A 16,450-nucleotide genomic window follows, 5' to 3' on the forward strand; every position below is an offset into this window, starting at 1 on the left:
TGTGATCGAAGCCATCGGAGGCAAGTGCAGCGCTTGCGCTGGCATGGAAAGCGGCAGAGCCGGTACGGTCATAACCATCGGCAGCGAAGGTGTTGGCAGCCAGTACCGAGAGGGCCAGGGCGAGGATCAGTTTGGTTTTCATGGTGGTTGCTCCGTAACGTGTTCGTTTTGTTCAGTGGGTGTGGAAGCGATTTTACGCTTGCTAATTTGATTAAAAAGCGCAAATAAACGCTTAAACATATCGTATAAATCGATATGTTTGACGCCGGGAAAGATCGGCATTCAACGTGATGCCAAGGGGCCGGGGCCAGGTCGATTTAACGTAGGGTCAGAATGTCGCTTGTAAATTAACTGACTATTAATTCAGAAAATTCTTTTGCGATTACGCCGAATGGCGCCGGGATCGTCCTGTCGGGACGCAGGGGAGAGGTGGGACGCGGTCTGGCAAACACCGCTGAACCCTGTAGGAGCCAGCTTGCTGGCGATGGTGTTAGTAAGAACGCCGCAAGACTCACGGGCCTCATCGCTGGCAAGCCAGCTCCTACAGAGACCTCGGCAGCACGATACTTTTGTGGTGAGACTCGATTCTGTAGGAGCCAGCTTGCTGGCGATGGCGTCCGTGGGGACGCCGCAAGGCGCAAGGGCCTTGTCGCCAGCAATCAGGTCGGACTCAGTCGCTCTCGATCCGCGAATGCTTGCGGGTATCCTTCATGGTCACGTACACCACCAGCGAGACGGCGATGCACGCCGTCACATACCAGTAGTAGCCGGTTTCCATGCCGACACTCTTGAACCACAACGCAATGTATTCCGCCGTGCCGCCGAAGATCGAGACGGTCAGCGCATAGGGCAGGCCCACACCCAGCGCACGGATTTCAGTCGGGAACAGTTCGGCCTTCACCACCGCGTTGATCGAGGTGTAGCCGCTGACGATGATCAGTGCCGCCATGATCAGGAAGAACGCGCCCCACCAGGTCTGGATGGTGTGCAGGGTGCTGAGGATCGGCACGGTGAACAGTGTCCCGAGGATGCCGAAGGCAATCAGGATCGGCCGCCGGCCGATCTTGTCCGACAGCGCCCCGACCAGGGGTTGCAGGCACATGAACAGGAACAGCGTCGCCGCCGAAATGGTGGTGGAGTCGGAGATGCTCATGCCGACCGTGTTCACCAGGTATTTCTGCATGTAGGTGGTGTAGGTGTAGAACGCCAGGGTGCCGCCCATGGTCAGGCCGACCACGGTCATCAGTTCCTTGGGATGACGCATCAGGGTGCGCATCAGGCTTTCTTTCGGCGCTTCCTTCTTCTGGGTGAAGGACTCGGTCTCTTCCATGCCGCGACGCAGATAAAGCGCGACCACGGCACACAGGGCGCCGATGGCGAACGGAATCCGCCAGCCCCAGGCTTGCAACTGTTCGGTGGTGAGGGTCTGTTGCAGCACGATCAGCACCGCCAGGGCGATGAGCTGGCCGGAGATCAGGGTCACGTACTGGAAGCTGGAGAAGAAGCCGCGACGTTCCTTGGTCGCCATCTCACTGAGGTAGGTGGCCGAGGTGCCGTATTCGCCGCCGACCGACAGACCCTGCATCAGGCGGGCGACCACCAGCAGGATCGGCGCGCCGACGCCGATGGTTTCATAGCCCGGGGTCAGGGCGATGATCAGCGATCCGAAGCACATCAACAGGACCGAGGCCATCAAGGCCGCCTTGCGTCCCTTGCGGTCGGCGTAGAGGCCCATGAGCCAGCCGCCGATGGGGCGCATCAGAAAGCCCACGGCGAAGATCGCGGCGGTGTTCAGGAGTTGGGCGGTGGTGTCGCCCTTGGGGAAGAAGACCTTGGCGAAGTACAGCGAGAACGCGGCGTAGACGTACCAGTCGTACCATTCGACCATGTTGCCGACCGAACCGCTGAAGATCGACTTCAGGCGGCTGGAGGTGGTTCTTTCTTTGGCCGGCGCGGCCGCCGACCCCAGGGGCAGGGTAGAGGAGTTTTCCATCAGGGAACCTTCAAGTCATTGTTTTTGTGGAGCGCGCGCAAGCGCAGCCTGACAGGGCTATAGCAGGAGCTGTGCCAACGGCGGAAGGCCCGGTTTAGAGGGGTTTGCGGGATTGGGTGAGCGGAAATCCGCTTATCGGCTGTGAGTCGGTAAGCGGAAAGTTGCCTACGGGCGCATGCTCTATTGTGGTGAGCGGGCTTGCCCGCGCTGGGGTGCGAAGCGCCCCTGAAACCAGACATCTCGTTGTGCCTGACGCAGCAAGGTGTCCGGTTTAACGACTGCTGCGCAGCCGAACGGGGGCAAGCCCCCTCGCCACAAGTCACAGATCACAAGGGGGGATTCAGTCGTCCTTGAGGAACATCTCGCGGGCCAGGCCATGGCGCTGCATTTTCTCATTGAAGGTGCGGCGCGGCAGTTGCAGTTCTTCAAGTACCGCTTTGACATCGCCCTTGTGTCGGGTCAAGGCCGCCTTCAGGCAGTGCGCCTCAAAGGCCTCCTGCTGCGCGGCCAGGGATTGGCCCGGGTCGATGCCTTCGGGCTCGGCTTCCCCCAGACCGAGGACCGAGCGTTCGGCGGCATTCGCCAGCTCTCGCACATTGCCCGGCCAGTCATGACTCAACAGGCGACTCAACTGCGGCCCGCTCAACGGCGTCGAGGGCCGCCCCATACGCTCGGCCGCGCCGTAGGCAAAGTGTTCGAACAGCAACGGGATGTCCTCGCGACGCTCGCGCAGCGGCGGCAGGCGCAATTGCGCCACCGTCAGCCGATAGGCCAGGTCTTCGCGAAAACGCCCGGCCCGGGCCTCGTCCAGCAGGTCGGGCTTGGTCGCCGCGACGATGCGCAGGTCCACCGCGATACTCTGGTTCGAACCCAATCGCTCGAGCTTCTGCTCCTGCAATACCCGCAGCAGTTTCACCTGTTGGGCCAGCGGCATGCTTTCGATCTCGTCGAGAAACAGCGTGCCGCCATCGGCGTATTCGAGCTTGCCGATACGCTTGCCCTGGGCCCCGGTGAAGGCCCCGCTTTCATGACCGAACAACTCGGCTTCAAACAACGCCTCGGGAATCGCCGCGCAGTTGAGGGCAACAAACGGCTTGTCGGCCCTCGGTCCGAAATCATGCAGGCAACGGGCGACCAGTTCCTTGCCGCTGCCGGTTTCACCGCGGATCAGCACATTGACCGGCAGCGCCGCCAACTCCAACACCTGCCGACGCAGGGTCTGCAGGCTGCGGGAAACCCCCAGCAGGCTGCGTTCGAGTCGGGAGCGATGATCGGCCTGTTCATGCAACTGGCGGTTTTCCAGCACCAGGCGGCGTTTCTCCATGGCCCGGGCCAGGTTGGCGAGCAGAGTCTGCGGGCTGAAGGGTTTCTCCAGAAAGTCGTAGGCTCCATCGCGCATGGCTTCCACCGCCATGGGCACGTCACCGTGACCGGTCAGCAGGATGACCGGCAGATCACGGTCCTGCTCCTGCAGGCGCGCCAGCAATTCCAGGCCGCCCATGCCGGGCATGCGCACGTCGCTGAGGATCACCCCGGGGAAATCCCGCGGCAGTTGCGCCAGGCACTCCTCGGCGCGACTGAAGGTCTGCACCTGGAATCCCGACAGGCTCAACCATTGCTCGACGGCCGTGCGGATGCTGGCCTCGTCATCCACCACGATCACGGCGTTCATCGTGTGTCCATCTCCGGGGCAATCGGCAGGGTCAGGCTGAAGCAGGCACCGCCCGAACGATTGTCGACGCTCAGGCGGCCGTCCAGTTCATGGATGATGGCGTAGGACACCGCCAGGCCCAAGCCCAGGCCTTCACCCACCGGCTTGGTGGTGAAGAACGGGTCGAAGACCTTGCTCAGGTGTTCCTCGGCAATGCCACCGCCACTGTCGCCGACGCTGAGCAACCACACCGGTGGGCGCGCTTCGATGCGGATTTCCAGGCGCTTGAGGGTTTTGTCGTGCATGGCATCCAGGGCGTTGCGCAACAGGTTGATCAGCACTTGCTCCAGGCGAATGGCATCGCCACGGACCCAGGCCGGACGGGTCAGGTGCAGCACCGTGCTGACCGCGTCTTCGCGCAGGCGTGGGTCGAGCAGTTGCAACGCCTGATCGACCACACCGGCCAGGTCGAGAGGTTCGCGCAGGCCGCTGGGGCTTTGCCGGGCGTAGGTTTTCAAGTGCCCGGTGAGGGCCGCCATGCGGGTCAGCATCTGGTCCAGGGGCGCGAGGGCCTGGTAGGCGTCCTCGACCCGGCCGTGATCGAGCAGCAGGCGCAAGGTGGCCAATTGCATGCGCTGGGCGGTCAACGGCTGGTTGATTTCATGGGCCAGGGCGGCAGACATCTGTCCCAGTGCCGCGAGTTTGGCCGATTGCACCAGGCCGTCCTGGGCGGTACGCAGGTCGCGGGTACGTTCCTCCACCAGGCGCTCCAGTTCTTCGCGACTGCGTTGGCGCATGCGTGCCAGGCGCCAGCGCTGGGTGAGGAACAGCAGCAGAAACACCAGCGCCAGCCACAGGCCGGCCCCGGCGAGGGCGGCATTGCGTTGTTCCTCGGCGGCCATCTGCGGTTTGCGCAGCAGGTGCAGGGTCCAGTCTTCCGGGGGCAGCGGGACCGACTCCCAGAGGTAGTCGGCGCTGCCGTCCGGGCCGTCGACCCGGGTCAGGTAACTGTTGTCGCCGAACATCCGCAGGGGCCGGTATTCAAGGGGGCTGAGGGACTGTTTGTCATATTGCCGGGTGCTGCCGATTTCGCTGCGGTCGTTGTCGCGCAGCGGGCGTAGCAGGCGATAGCGCCAACCGGGCTGATTGGCGATAAAGACGATGTCACGAGAGTCGCTGACCAGCAGGGTGTCGTTGCCCTTGCTCCATTCACGTTCGAGTTCCGGGAACTCCAGTTTCACCACCATTGCCCCGAGGAATTCGCCGTTGTCGCCGGTCACCGCGCTGGCGAGAAAGTAGCCGGGAATACCGCTGGTCACGCCTACGGCATAGAAGTGCCCGCTGCCCTCGACACGGGTCTGGTTGAAGTAGGGGCGAAAGCCGTAGTTGTGACCGACGTAGCTGCTGGGCAGGCTCCAGTTGCTGGCGGCCACCGACAGGCCATTGCGATCGAGCAGTTGCAGGGTGGAGGAGCGTGCCGCGCCATTGATCCGTTCCAGTTTGCGGTTCAGGGCGTCCTGTTGTGCCGCGTCGATGGGGCCGGCCAGAGCCGCGCGCAATTGCGGGTCGAGGGCGAGCACGGCGGGCAGGGCGCGGTAGCGTTCGATCAAGGTGTGCAGGGCGTTGGCGTAGAGCGTCAATTGCGTCTTGCCACGGGAGGCGTCGTCCACCAGTGCCTGTTGTTCGGCGCGATGCACGGCCCAGCCAGCGGCCAGCACGGTACCGGCGGCAATCAGCAGGGTATAGAGCGCCAAACGCAGGGAACGGGGAATCGGCGACATACGGGCAACGACAGGCTGGGGAGGGGCGGGAAAGATAGCATGTCCTGATCGGCAGGCGTTTCGACGAAGCCTTGGCGGCCTCATCGCTGGCAAGCCAGCTCCCACAGAAGACAGTTTGTGGCGAGCCCTGATTTGTAGGAGCCGGCTTGCTGGCGATGGCGTCCGAAAGGTCGCTCAAGGCTCGAGGGCCTCATCGCTGGCAAGCCAGCCGGGGCTTACAACAACTCGAAACTCTGCTGCGTCACGTCCTGGGAATCCAGGCCGATCTGCACGTTGAACTTGCCCGGCTCTGCGGCGTACTTCAACTGAGTGTTGTAGAACTTCAGGTCGTCCTCGTCGATGCTGAAGTGAAGGACCTTCTGCTCGCCCGCCTTGAGCATCACCTTCTGGAAGTTCTTCAGTTCCTTGACCGGACGGATCATGGAGCCGGCGACATCCTGGATATACAACTGCACCACTGTCTCGCCATCACGCTTGCCGGTGTTCTTGACCGTAATGCTGGCATCGAGCTTACCGCTCTTGTTCAGCGTGGTCGAAGACAGCGCCATATTGCTCAGGCTGAAGTCGGTATAGCTCAGGCCATAACCGAAGGGGTACAGCGGGGTGTTGTCCTCGTCGAAGTACTGCGAGGTGTAGTTGCCCGGCTTGCCCGGAGTGTACGGCCGGCCGATGGTCAGGTGGTTGTAGTACATCGGCACCTGGCCGACCGAGCGTGGGAAGGTGATCGGCAGCTTGCCCGACGGGTTGTAGTCGCCGAACAGCACGTCGGCGATGGCGTTGCCGCCTTCGGTACCACTGAACCAGGTTTCCAGTACGGCATCGGCCTGGTCCTGTTCGTGGCCGATGGTCAGCGGACGGCCGTTCATCAGCACCAGCACCAGAGGCTTGCCGGTGGCCTTGAGGGCCTTGATCAGTTCACGCTGGCTGGCCGGGATATTCAAGTCGGTCCGGCTCGAGGATTCGTGGGACATGCCCCGCGATTCGCCCACTGCGGCGATCACCACGTCGGCCTGCTGGGCGGCCTTGACCGCTTCGTCGATCATCTGCTGCGCCGGGCGCGGGTCATCGACAATTTCTGGCGCCGCGAAGTTGAGGAAGTTCAGGTAGTCGACGACCTTCTTGTCGGCGGTGATGTTCGAACCACGGGCATAGATCAGCTGGCCCTTGTCCCCCAGGGCGCGGCTCAGGCCGTCAAACACCGTGACCGATTGTGCCGGCAGGCCGGCGGCGGCCCAACTGCCCATCATGTCGATCGGAGCCTTGGCCAGTGGGCCGACCAGGGCGATCTTCGTCGACTTGTTCAGCGGCAGGGTCTGGTTCTGGTTCTTCAACAGGACCAGGCTGCGGCGCGCCACATCGCGGGCATCGCTGCGGTGCAGGCGGCTTTCGGCATTGGTGTCGGCCGGATCGTCCTCGGCCTTGCCGATACGCAGGTACGGGTCTTTGAACAGGCCCATGTCGTACTTGGCGCCGAGCACTTCACGCACGGCGTTGTCGAGGTCGCTCTGTGGCACTTCGCCGGACTTGATCAGCCCCGGCAGTTCCTTGCCATACAGCGAGTCGTTCATGCTCATGTCGATGCCGGCCTTGATCGCCAGCTTGGCCGCTTCACGACCGTCCTTGGCGACACCGTGCTTGAGCAGTTCGAAAATCGCCCCGTGGTCGCTCACCGCCAGGCCCTTGAAGCCCCAGTCCTTGCGCAGCAGGTCTTGCATCAGCCAGGTGTTGGAGGTGGCCGGCACGCCGTTGATCGAGTTCAGGGCAACCATCACCCCGCCTGCACCGGCGTCGATGGCGGCGCGATAGGGCGGCAGGTAGGTCTGGTACATTTTCACCGGGCTCATGTCGACCACGTTGTAGTCGCGACCGCCTTCCACCGCGCCATAAAGGGCGAAGTGCTTGACGCTGGCCATGATGCTGTCCGGTGCGCTCGGGCTCTTGCCCTGGTAGGCGTGGACCATCACCTGGGCGATGCGCGAGACCAGGTAGGTGTCTTCGCCAAAACCTTCGGAGGTCCGGCCCCAGCGTGGGTCACGGGAAATATCGACCATGGGCGCGAAGGTGATGTCCAGGCTGTCGGCGCTGGCTTCCTGGGCGGCAATGCGCCCGGAGCGACCGATGGCATCCATGTCCCAGCTCGACGCCAGGGCCAGGCTGATGGGGAAAATGGTCCGGTGGCCGTGGATCACGTCATAGGCGAAGAACATCGGGATCTTCAGCCGGCTGCGCATGGCCGCGTCCTGCATCGGACGGTTTTCCGGGCGGGAGATGGAGTTGAAGGTGCCGCCGATGTTACCGGCGGCGATTTCCTTGCGGATCAGTTCCCGGGGCATTTCCGGGCCGATACTGATTAGACGCAATTGGCCGATCTTTTCCTCGAGGGTCATCTGCTTCATCAGCTGGGCGATGAAAGCGTCCTTGTTTTCCAGGGAGGCGGGCTTTGTGTCAGCCACTACCGGGAGACTGGCCAGGCCAATGGCGAGGCCCAGCAAACACAGCTTCTTCATGAATGATTATCTCGGGGCCCGGTCCGGCGACCGATCGTGGGGTGTTGGCCGGGCTGTTTAGTTATAGGGAGCGATTCTTTGTTGTGCTATTTATCCAGAACACTTGCGAAGTGTTTTTCGCGCTGGGCATCTTTTAGCTGATTGGCTTCACACATTCCAGCGGCGGGGGCGGATTATGCCTGAGTCCCGCGTGTGAAAAATCCTGGGATCTTTCCCTTTTTAGCGTTTCAAAGAGCGTTTCATGGGCTTGCTCATGGTTCTCTTCGTGTTGATCTGCGCGCTCTGCAACTCATGGGTTATGGCCCCAGGGGCGGTGGCGGACGCTCCGGCGGTGGTTTCAGCGGTGGTGGTGGCAGTTTCGGTGGCGGCGGATCATCGGGCAGTTGGTAATTCATAATGATTAGGGAGCATGCACAACCATGGCTTTACTGACTGAATATGAACAACGCAAGGTTGCCGAAGCGATTACCCAGGTCGAGCAACGGACCGATGCGGAACTGGTGACGGTGCTGGCGCGGCGTGCCGATGACTATGCCTATATCCCTCTGTTGTGGGCCAGCCTGGTGGCGCTGCTGGTACCGGGAATTCTCAACTTTGTCTTCGGCTGGATGAACAGCCATGTCCTGCTGGCGCTGCAGTGGAGCAGTTTTATCGTGCTGTGCCTGGTGTTCCGCATCCCGTCGATCACCAGCCGGATGATTCCGCGTTCGGTACGCCACTGGCGGGCGTCGAACCTGGCGCGGCGACAGTTTCTCGAACAGAACCTGCACCATACCGTCGGCGGCACCGGCATCCTGATCTTTGTCTGCGAGGCTGAGCGCCATGTTGAAATCCTGGTGGACAAGGGGATTTCCCAGCGGCTTGACGACAGCGTCTGGGAGCCCATCGTCAAGGCCTTCACCGAGCGGGTCAAACAAGGCCAGACCTTGCAGGGGTTTGTCAACTGTATCGAGTCCTGCGGTGAGCTGCTCAACGCCCATGTGCCGGTGACCGAGGCGCGTAACGAGCTGCCTAACCGGTTGGTGCTGCTGGGCTGATACAATGTCGGCCATTCACTGATCCGATTCCCGCACGCTCGAGGCGCCTTTTACATGTCAGCTACTGCAACCCCCGTCCAGTCCGTGCCGGACCATCACGGACAGTTCCTCGAGTTGCTCGAGACCAGCCTGGCGCAAAATGCCTTTATCAAGCTGGTGCTGGCCAAGTACGTCGGCGACGAGGCGGAACTGCAGCGGTTGATCATCAAGCAGGTGACGGTCAAGGAGCAGGCATGCCTGTCCTTTGTCTATCGCTACAAGACCCGTGATATCACCAAGAACTTCGCCCTTGCCGAAGGCCAGGCGCTCATTGCCGGGTTGCTGCCGGCGTCGTTCAAGAACGCGCACCTGCTGTCGCTCACCGACGAAGTGCAACTGGAGTACAGCAAGAAGGGCAAGAGCACCTTGTTCAAGGGCAAGGCCCAGCAGGCGCGGGAGGTGCCGTCCGCCGAGCACAATCGCGAGAAGAACCGCTACCTGGAACTCAGCCGGCCGTTTCTCACCGACCTGGGCGTGACCAACCCGCAGCACGAGCTGATCCCGGCGATGTCGCGCAAGTGGAAGCAGATCAACAAGTTCATCGAAGTGTTCTCCCACGCCCTGAGCCACGCGCCGATCAAGCTCGACCGGTCGGTGCGGGTGGCGGACTTCGGTTCGGGCAAGGGTTACCTGACCTTTGCCATCCACGATTACCTGCGCAATACCTTGCAGGTCGAAGGGCAGGTGACCGGGGTCGAGTTGCGTGAAGACATGGTCAACCTGTGCAACACCGCGGCGGCGCGCCTGGAGCATCCGGGGCTGGTGTTCAAATGCGGTGATGTGCGCAGCGTTGCGCCAAGCGAGCTGGAGGTGATGATCGCCCTGCATGCCTGCGACATCGCCACCGACTATGCGATTCACACCGGCATCCGTTCGGGCGCGGCGATCATCATGTGTTCGCCGTGCTGTCACAAACAGATCCGCTTGCAGATCCAGAGCCCGGCGTTGCTCAAGCCGATGCTGCAATACGGCTTGCACCTGGGGCAGCAGGCGGAAATGGTCACCGACAGCTTGCGCGCTCTGTTCCTGGAAGCCTGTGGCTACGAGACCAAGGTCTTCGAGTTCATTTCCCTGGAACACACCAACAAGAACAAGATGATCCTCGCGGTCAAACGCGCCGAACCCCAGGATCCGGCGCTACTGCTGGCGAAAATCGAAGAGCTCAAGACGTTCTACGCGATCCAGGAACACTGCCTGGAAACCCTGCTGCGGGCCGACGGCTACTTGAGCTGAACCCCCGCTGGCAAGCCGCCCGGTTGCGCCGGGCGGACGCTGGTCTTGCGCCCGAGCACCACGGTGACGATCACGCCACCGGCAAACAGCCAGGTAATCGGCTCGACGTGTTCGCCGAAGAACAGCGCCGAAAAGGCGATGGTGAAGAAAATCTGCAGCAGCTGGATCTGGCTGACCCGGGCGATACCGCCCATTGCAAGTCCGGCGTACCAGGCAAAAAAGCCGAGAAACTGCGAGAACATCGCCACGTAACCGAAGGCCCACCAGGCCTTGCCGGAAATCGCCCCCTGGTGTTGCCAGGCCAGGTACAGCACCGGGCCGATCAACACCGGCACCGACAACACCAGCGCCCAGCAGATCACCTGCCAGCCGCCCATTTCCCGGGCCAGGCGCCCACCTTCGGCATAACCCAGGCCGCCGACGGCGATGGCGCCGAGCATCAACAGGTCACCGGACTGGATGCTCCCGGCACCGCTGATCAGCGCATAACCCAGCACCAGCGCGCTGCCCAGGGCCGCACAGGCCCAGAAGGCCTTGGATGGCCGCTCGTGGGACAGCCAGGCCGCATACAACGCCACGCACAAGGGTTGCAGGCCATTGACCAGGGCTCCGTGGGAGGCCGGCAGGGTCTTCATGGCCCAGGCCGAGAGCACCGGAAAGCCCAGGATGACCCCGGCGATCACCAGCCACAGGCCTTTGAACTGGCTCCAGGTCGGCCATTTTTCCCGACGCCACAGCAGCAGTGCCGCTGCCGGGATGGCTGCGACCAGGGCGCGTCCGAGGCCGTTGAGCAATGGATTGATTTCCTGCACCACGATGCGGGTGAAGGGCAGGGTCAGGCTGAAGATCACCACACCCAGCAGGCCGAGCAGCATGCCGGTGTTTTCACGGGAGGACATAAAGGTTGACCAGGATTCGGGGGACAGGGGGACTGTTATCTAGCCATAAAGTCCCGACGGTTCGGCGCTACAGCTGGGTAGAGAGTTGTCCGTACAGTTTGTAGTGGGCCGCCCGTAGTAGCCGGCGATTACCCGCCGGCGCCCACAGGGTCTACCTTGATAACTCTTATCTGCCCAAGCGTTCACCCAGAGGAGTTCACCCCATGGCCGCGAAAAAGATTCTGATGCTGGTTGGCGATTACGTTGAAGACTACGAGGTGATGGTGCCGTTCCAGGCCCTGCTGATGGTCGGTCATCAGGTCCATGCGGTGTGCCCGGACAAGAGCGCCGGCCAGACCGTGCGCACCGCGATCCATGACTTCGAGGGCGACCAGACCTACAGCGAAAAGCCCGGGCATCTGTTCGCCCTGAACTTCGATTTCGCCAAGGTCGATGCGGCCGATTATGATGCGTTGCTGATTCCCGGCGGTCGGGCGCCGGAGTATCTGCGCCTGAACGACAAGGTCCTGCAACTGGTGCAGGCCTTCGACCGCGCAGGCAAGCCGATTGCCGCTGTTTGTCACGGTGCGCAGTTGCTGGCGGCGGCTGGGGTTCTCGACGGTCGCGAGTGCAGCGCCTATCCGGCCTGTGCCCCGGAAGTGCGGTTGGCCGGTGGTCGTTATATCGATATCGAGGTGACCCAGGCCCATGTCCAGGGCAACCTCGCCACCGCTCCGGCCTGGCCGGCGCATCCGAGCTGGCTGGCGGCGTTCCTCGGCTTGCTGGGTACCAAAATCACCTTGTAAGGGAGGGGTGGGTCATGTGTGAGCTCTACGTCAAGGCTGATCCGATTCTCTACGAATCGCGTTCCCGCTCGCTGCGTATCCGTGGCGTGGTGACCACCTTGCGCCTGGAAAACCAGTTCTGGGACATCCTCGGCGAGATCGCCGAGGCCGACGGCATGACCACCAATCAGTTGATCACCCGGCTCTACGAAGAGGTCATGGACTTTCGCGGGGAGGTGCTGAATTTCGCCTCCTTCCTGCGGGTCAGTTGCACCCGCTACCTGAGCCAGCGGCGGGCTCAGGTCGCGGAACTCAGCGTGCTCAGAAGAACCGCGTCAGGCTGACCTTGAGGTTGCGCCCTTCGCTGTAGGCGCGGTCGCCGCTCAGTTCCGGTCGGTAGTTGCGGTTCGTCAGGTTATCCACCGTCACGTTCACTTCGGTGCCCTTCAGGTAGCGCTGCTGGGGTTTCCATTGAGCGAACAGGCTCTGCACCACATAGCTGTCGTTCGGATACTGGTCGTAGAAGGCGTCACCGACGCTGCTGCCCGGGCCGCCGTGGTACAGGTCGCTGGGCAGGCGGTCGCTCTTGCGCACATAGATCCCCTGCCAGCCGATCCGCGTATCCAGGCTCGGAAGTTTGGTACCGAGCACCACCACCCACTTGGCCGGCGGGATGTCCCGTGCCCAGACGGCCGGTCCCCACGGGTTGGTGTAGGCGTTGTCGCGTTTGCCGGTGGTGTAGGAATAGGACAGCTGGCCGAACAGATGGTCCGAGTCGTAGAAACTCTCGACCTCGAAGCCCTTGATGGTCATGCCGCCGATATTGCGGTAGTTGGACAGGGCACCCGGTGGGCAGGCTGAACTGATGGTGCCGCCATTGATCGCCTGGTTTTCGCAACCGACCCCGGTAGCCTTGAAGATCTCATCCTCGATCCGGTTGTGATACAGCGTCGTGCGCACCAGCAGGTTGTCATTGTCGGTCAGCAGTTTGGAGAAGTTGCTGATGCTGCCCAGGCGCAGGGCGGTGATGCGTTCCGGGTCGAGGTTGGTACTGGTGGCGGTGCGGCTGCCCAGGCCCTGGACCTCATATTGTTCGTCGATCACCGGTGCCCGCCAGGTCTTGCTGTAGTCGGCGAACAGGCCCTGGGTCGGGGTCACCCGCCAGAAGCCGGCCAGGCGTGGCGACCAACCGGTGTAGGTCTGGTCGCTGTAGTCGTGGCCGAAAGTCGGGTCGGGGTTGTCGTAGTAGGGCGCATCGTTGCCCTCGCCACGGTTGCGCACATGGTCGTAACGCAGGGAAGGGGTCAGTGTGAAGTCGCCGAGGGTGACCGCGTCCTGGATAAAGAACGCGTTGGCGTCGACCTTGCCTTGCGGCATGAACGCCGGCTGGAAGTGGCCGTAATTGTAGGTGGCGTTGTTATAGTTGGTGCCTGGCATCCACATCTCGGTTTCCCGGGCGTGTTTGCGGATCTGTATCCCGGCCGTCAGGGCGTGTTGCAGCGAGCCGGTATCGAACAGGCTGGTGTTCTTGATCTCCAGTTCGCGGTCCTTGTAGGCGACGTCCATCCGGCGTCCGCCGGTGGCCAGTTGGAAGAACGCGGTGGCATCGCGCTCGTCGGTCTGGTCGGTGCGGGATGTGGAGTATTTGACCTGCAGGTCCACCAGCGGATTGTCCAGCGGCTTGTATTCGTACTTGCCCGACCAGGTGGTGTCGGTGGTGTTGCGATTGGCGAGGAAACGCTTCAAGGCGTTTTCATAGCCGTACTGCTTGATGTTCGAGGCGGTCGGCGGCGTCGGGTAGCTCTGGGATGAAAACGGAGTCCAGCGCTCGCTCTGGGAGCGCGAGTAGGAGAGCTTGAGGCTCTGTTCGTCGGTGAGGCTGAGGTTCAATTTGAACAGCCCGGCATCCAGGTCCTGGCCGCTGTTGGGCAGGCGCTGGGGGTTGATCGGGTATTGGTTGCCGGGGTTGGGCGCAGTGGCGGCGAGCTTCATGTCGTCGGCATTGCGCTGGGTCAGGAACACCAGGGCGTCGGCCTTGCCGTCGTCGGTACGGCCGTAGACCGCGCCGCTGTAGGTTTGCTCATGGTTGTTGCTGGCGTAGCCGTATTTGACCATCGCACCGCTGTTGCGACCCTTTTCCAGCAGGTCGGGGGCGTCCTTGGTTTCCATGTGCACCGTACCGCCAAAGCCGCCGTTGCCGGTCTCGGGCGAGTGCGGACCCTTTTCCACCTCGATGCTCTTGATCAGCTCCGGCTCGATGAAAATGGTGCCTTGCTGATAACGTTCAAAGCTGCTTTTGGTCGCGCCGTCGACGGTCATCGGCACGTCTTCGGCATCCCCCAGGCCCCAGATATTGATGGTCTGGCCGCCGGGTTTCATCGAGCCGCCCATGGTAATGCCGGGCAGTGTGCCGAGCAGCGCGGGGATATTGTCAGGCTGGTGACGATCAATATCATCCTGGGTCAGGGTCGAGCGCCCGACGGTGCTGGCGTCCACTGCCTTGCCGTCGCCGAGAATACTCATGGCACCGAGCTGGATGGCGCTGTTGCGGGGGCTGGGCTCAGGTTCGTTCTGCCGCACGACAAAGGTCTTGTCGATCATCACCAGGGTGAAGTTGCCGCCCTTGAGCAACAGCACGATGGCCTCCTGGGCGGTAAAGCGGCCTTGCAACGGGCGGGCCTTGACGTTGCGCAGTTGCTCTTCGTCGAACAGCAACTGGATGCGGGTCTTCTGCGCCACGGCACTGAGGGAGGCCGCCAGGGATTGTGCCGGCAGGTCCAGTGCCACCGGATCGGCGGCCATGGCCTGGAGGCTGACGCTCAGGCAGGCGGCGATCAGCGTTGGACGAGAACAGCTGTGGAATAACTCATGGGCAGCGCGAAACATTAAATCCCCCGATGTGGCCAAAGGCCAAAAAGGCGTTCTGGTGGAACGCAGTCGGGGAGGAAGACGCGACACGGGGGAAAAACCACATATGCGAATGTAAAATATTCGCAATAAAATCTATTTGCGGTTTTCGATCCTGACCTGGCCGTCGTCGAGGGTCACGGTTTTCACCGGGATCAAGGCGGGCAGGGCATTGAGCAGGGCATCCGGATCGGTCACGTCGAGGCTGCCGGAGACCTTGAAGTGCGCCAGTGGGCCATCCGCCAGTTGCACCGGCTTGCTGCGGTACAGGCTCAGTTCGTCGATCAGGCTGGCCAGTTCACGATTGCGAAAGGTCAGGTGGCCGCTGCGCCAATCGGCGATTTCCTCATTGCTCAGGGTCTGCTGCTGCACTGTGCCCTTGGCGTAGTCGAAGATCGCCCGTTGCCTGGCTTCGAGCAGGGTGGCGTTGTTTGGATCGCCCTCGGGCTCGAAGGCCACCTGGCCGTGGGCGACGCTGACTACCAACTGGCGCTGGCCGCGACGGACATCGAAGCCGGTGCCCACCACCCGCACCCGGGCGTTACCGGCATGGACCCAGAGCGGTCGTTCCTTGTCGGCGGCCACTTCCAGGTAGAGCTGGCCCTGATCCAGATAGATATCCCGCTGCTGGGAGCGGAAGTTGATGCGCAATCGGGTATTGGCGTTGATGGACAGGGTGCTGCCGTCCGGCAGTTTCAGGGTGCGCGTGCCTTGGGCATGGGCGGCGACCTGATGTCGATACGGTGTGTTCGGTGCACCGAGATTGGCGGTCAGCAGCGCGCACAGCAACGCGGCCGCGGTGGCCAGGGCCGGGCGCCAGAGGCTCTTGCGTCGCGCTGTCGGCAAGAGCGGCTGGTTCAGTTGGCGCAGTTGCGCCAGGTCCGCCCAGAGCGCTTCGAACTCGGCATAGGCCTGGGCATGGGCCGGTGTCGCGCGCCATTCTTCGAACGCCTTGTCCAACGGCTCTTCGGGGGCGTCGCGGTGACGGGTGAACCAGTTCGCGGCCTGGGCATCGATGCTGTTCCCATCCAGGGCGAGGTCGATGACGCGGCTCATTGCGGCTGCTCCCTGTCATTGTCCTGTGCCAGGCGCTGCTTGCAGTGCAGCAGGGCAAAGGCGATGTGCTTCTCCACCATGCTGACGGAAATTCCCATGCGTTCGGCGATCCGGGCCTGGCTGAGGCCCTCGAAACGCGCAAGCATAAGGGCTTCTCGACGCCGAGGCGAGAGTTCCTCGAGCACTTGTTTCAACTGCTCCAGCCGTTGCCGCTGCTGGGCGGCTGCCAGCGGGTCGTGGCGCTCGTCGGCCAAGGGTTGCGCCTGCTCGGCGTCGGGTTCGCGCTGCACCACCTGGCGGACCTTCTGCTTGCGCCAGTGATCGCGCAACAGGTTGCGTGCCATCTGGAACAGAAACGCCCGGGGTTGTTCGACCTTGGCCTGGTCGCGGTAGTCCAGCCACTGGGTGAAGACATCCTGGGTCATGTCCGCCGCATCACTGGGGTTGTCCGTGCGTTTGCGCAGGAAATGCAGGATATCCGCATAGAACCCGCGAAAGGTTTCAGCCGACAAGGGGTCGGGCTTGGGACGAGGCATGGCGATCCTTCACGACGTTTGCTGGGGGAGCGGGAAAGTCGTGAATG

12 protein-coding genes are annotated in these 16,450 nt (G+C 62.4%); 4 read left to right on the top strand and 8 right to left on the bottom strand.

Annotation, left to right across the window (positions count from 1 at the left end; translation table 11 throughout):
• Nucleotides 1-670 precede the first annotated feature (670 nt).
• From HX866_RS02875 to bglX, 4 genes are all read right to left on the bottom strand, one after another.
• A complete protein-coding gene (locus HX866_RS02875) occupies nt 671-1,993 on the bottom strand; it encodes an MFS transporter (RefSeq protein ID WP_177092817.1) in 1,323 nt (440 codons plus the stop codon).
• 340 nt (nt 1,994-2,333) lie between these two features.
• A complete protein-coding gene (locus HX866_RS02880; protein ID WP_177137949.1) occupies nt 2,334-3,665 on the bottom strand; it encodes a sigma-54-dependent transcriptional regulator in 1,332 nt (443 codons plus the stop codon).
• Complete coding sequence (locus HX866_RS02885) at nt 3,662-5,425, bottom strand: sensor histidine kinase (protein WP_177124290.1); 1,764 nt, start codon at nt 5,423-5,425, stop codon at nt 3,662-3,664. The genes HX866_RS02880 and HX866_RS02885 overlap by 4 nt, the downstream gene beginning before the upstream one ends.
• A gap of 215 nt (nt 5,426-5,640) precedes the next feature.
• Nucleotides 5,641-7,932, bottom strand: coding sequence for a beta-glucosidase BglX (bglX, locus tag HX866_RS02890; RefSeq protein ID WP_177137951.1), 2,292 nt, complete (start codon nt 7,930-7,932; stop codon nt 5,641-5,643).
• A 419-nt stretch (nt 7,933-8,351) separates the two neighbouring features.
• Between bglX and HX866_RS02895 the strand changes: the two genes are divergently transcribed.
• Nucleotides 8,352-8,969, top strand: coding sequence for a TPM domain-containing protein (locus HX866_RS02895; RefSeq protein ID WP_177137953.1), 618 nt, complete (start codon nt 8,352-8,354; stop codon nt 8,967-8,969).
• A gap of 54 nt (nt 8,970-9,023) precedes the next feature.
• A complete protein-coding gene (locus tag HX866_RS02900) occupies nt 9,024-10,241 on the top strand; it encodes a class I SAM-dependent methyltransferase (protein ID WP_177137954.1) in 1,218 nt (405 codons plus the stop codon).
• On the opposite strand, the gene HX866_RS02905 is transcribed toward HX866_RS02900, so the two are convergent.
• Nucleotides 10,229-11,140: a DMT family transporter gene (locus tag HX866_RS02905; protein WP_177092811.1), complete on the bottom strand. Its 912-nt coding sequence runs from the start codon at nt 11,138-11,140 to the stop codon at nt 10,229-10,231. The genes HX866_RS02900 and HX866_RS02905 overlap by 13 nt on opposite strands.
• A gap of 203 nt (nt 11,141-11,343) precedes the next feature.
• Here HX866_RS02905 and HX866_RS02910 point away from each other — a divergent pair, with 203 nt between their 5' ends.
• Nucleotides 11,344-11,925 carry a DJ-1/PfpI family protein gene (locus HX866_RS02910; RefSeq protein WP_177092810.1) on the top strand — a complete coding sequence of 194 codons (582 nt, stop codon included), beginning with the start codon at nt 11,344-11,346 and terminating at the stop codon, nt 11,923-11,925.
• Nucleotides 11,926-11,939: 14 nt separating this feature from the next.
• The gene (locus HX866_RS02915; protein ID WP_177092809.1) at nt 11,940-12,248 is read left to right on the top strand and encodes a ribbon-helix-helix domain-containing protein; all 309 of its coding nucleotides are present in this window, start codon (nt 11,940-11,942) and stop codon (nt 12,246-12,248) included.
• Here HX866_RS02915 and HX866_RS02920 read toward each other — a convergent pair.
• The 3 genes from HX866_RS02920 to HX866_RS02930 all read right to left on the bottom strand — a co-directional run bounded on the left by HX866_RS02920 (nt 12,226) and on the right by HX866_RS02930 (nt 16,403).
• Nucleotides 12,226-14,790, bottom strand: coding sequence for a TonB-dependent receptor (locus tag HX866_RS02920; RefSeq protein WP_177137956.1), 2,565 nt, complete (start codon nt 14,788-14,790; stop codon nt 12,226-12,228). The two genes, HX866_RS02915 and HX866_RS02920, sit on opposite strands and share 23 nt — an antisense overlap.
• A 117-nt stretch (nt 14,791-14,907) precedes the next feature.
• Nucleotides 14,908-15,867: a FecR family protein gene (locus tag HX866_RS02925; RefSeq protein ID WP_177137959.1), complete on the bottom strand. Its 960-nt coding sequence runs from the start codon at nt 15,865-15,867 to the stop codon at nt 14,908-14,910.
• On the bottom strand, nt 15,864-16,403 hold the full coding sequence (locus HX866_RS02930; RefSeq protein WP_177092806.1) for an RNA polymerase sigma factor: 540 nt from the start codon (nt 16,401-16,403) through the stop codon (nt 15,864-15,866). Before HX866_RS02930 ends, HX866_RS02925 begins: the two co-directional genes overlap by 4 nt.
• Between the last annotated feature and the right edge of the window lie 47 nt (nt 16,404-16,450).

This window comes from Pseudomonas gingeri, from assembly GCF_013386165.1.
Lineage (GTDB): Bacteria > Pseudomonadota > Gammaproteobacteria > Pseudomonadales > Pseudomonadaceae > Aquipseudomonas > Aquipseudomonas gingeri_C.

What these genes read in the sequence shown, in the direction of transcription:
- HX866_RS02880 (WP_177137949.1), bottom strand. Translation starts at nt 3,665, where the DNA reads ATGAACGCCGTGATCGTGGTGGATGACGAGGCCAGCATCCGCACGGCC.
- HX866_RS02910 (WP_177092810.1), top strand. Translation starts at nt 11,344, where the DNA reads ATGGCCGCGAAAAAGATTCTGATGCTGGTTGGCGATTACGTTGAAGAC.
- HX866_RS02915 (WP_177092809.1), top strand. Translation starts at nt 11,940, where the DNA reads ATGTGTGAGCTCTACGTCAAGGCTGATCCGATTCTCTACGAATCGCGT.
- HX866_RS02930 (WP_177092806.1), bottom strand. Translation starts at nt 16,403, where the DNA reads ATGCCTCGTCCCAAGCCCGACCCCTTGTCGGCTGAAACCTTTCGCGGG.
- HX866_RS02900 (WP_177137954.1), top strand. Translation starts at nt 9,024, where the DNA reads ATGTCAGCTACTGCAACCCCCGTCCAGTCCGTGCCGGACCATCACGGA.
- HX866_RS02905 (WP_177092811.1), bottom strand. Translation starts at nt 11,140, where the DNA reads ATGTCCTCCCGTGAAAACACCGGCATGCTGCTCGGCCTGCTGGGTGTG.
- HX866_RS02885 (WP_177124290.1), bottom strand. Translation starts at nt 5,425, where the DNA reads ATGTCGCCGATTCCCCGTTCCCTGCGTTTGGCGCTCTATACCCTGCTG.
- HX866_RS02875 (WP_177092817.1), bottom strand. Translation starts at nt 1,993, where the DNA reads ATGGAAAACTCCTCTACCCTGCCCCTGGGGTCGGCGGCCGCGCCGGCC.
- HX866_RS02925 (WP_177137959.1), bottom strand. Translation starts at nt 15,867, where the DNA reads ATGAGCCGCGTCATCGACCTCGCCCTGGATGGGAACAGCATCGATGCC.
- bglX (WP_177137951.1), bottom strand. Translation starts at nt 7,932, where the DNA reads ATGAAGAAGCTGTGTTTGCTGGGCCTCGCCATTGGCCTGGCCAGTCTC.
- HX866_RS02920 (WP_177137956.1), bottom strand. Translation starts at nt 14,790, where the DNA reads ATGTTTCGCGCTGCCCATGAGTTATTCCACAGCTGTTCTCGTCCAACG.
- HX866_RS02895 (WP_177137953.1), top strand. Translation starts at nt 8,352, where the DNA reads ATGGCTTTACTGACTGAATATGAACAACGCAAGGTTGCCGAAGCGATT.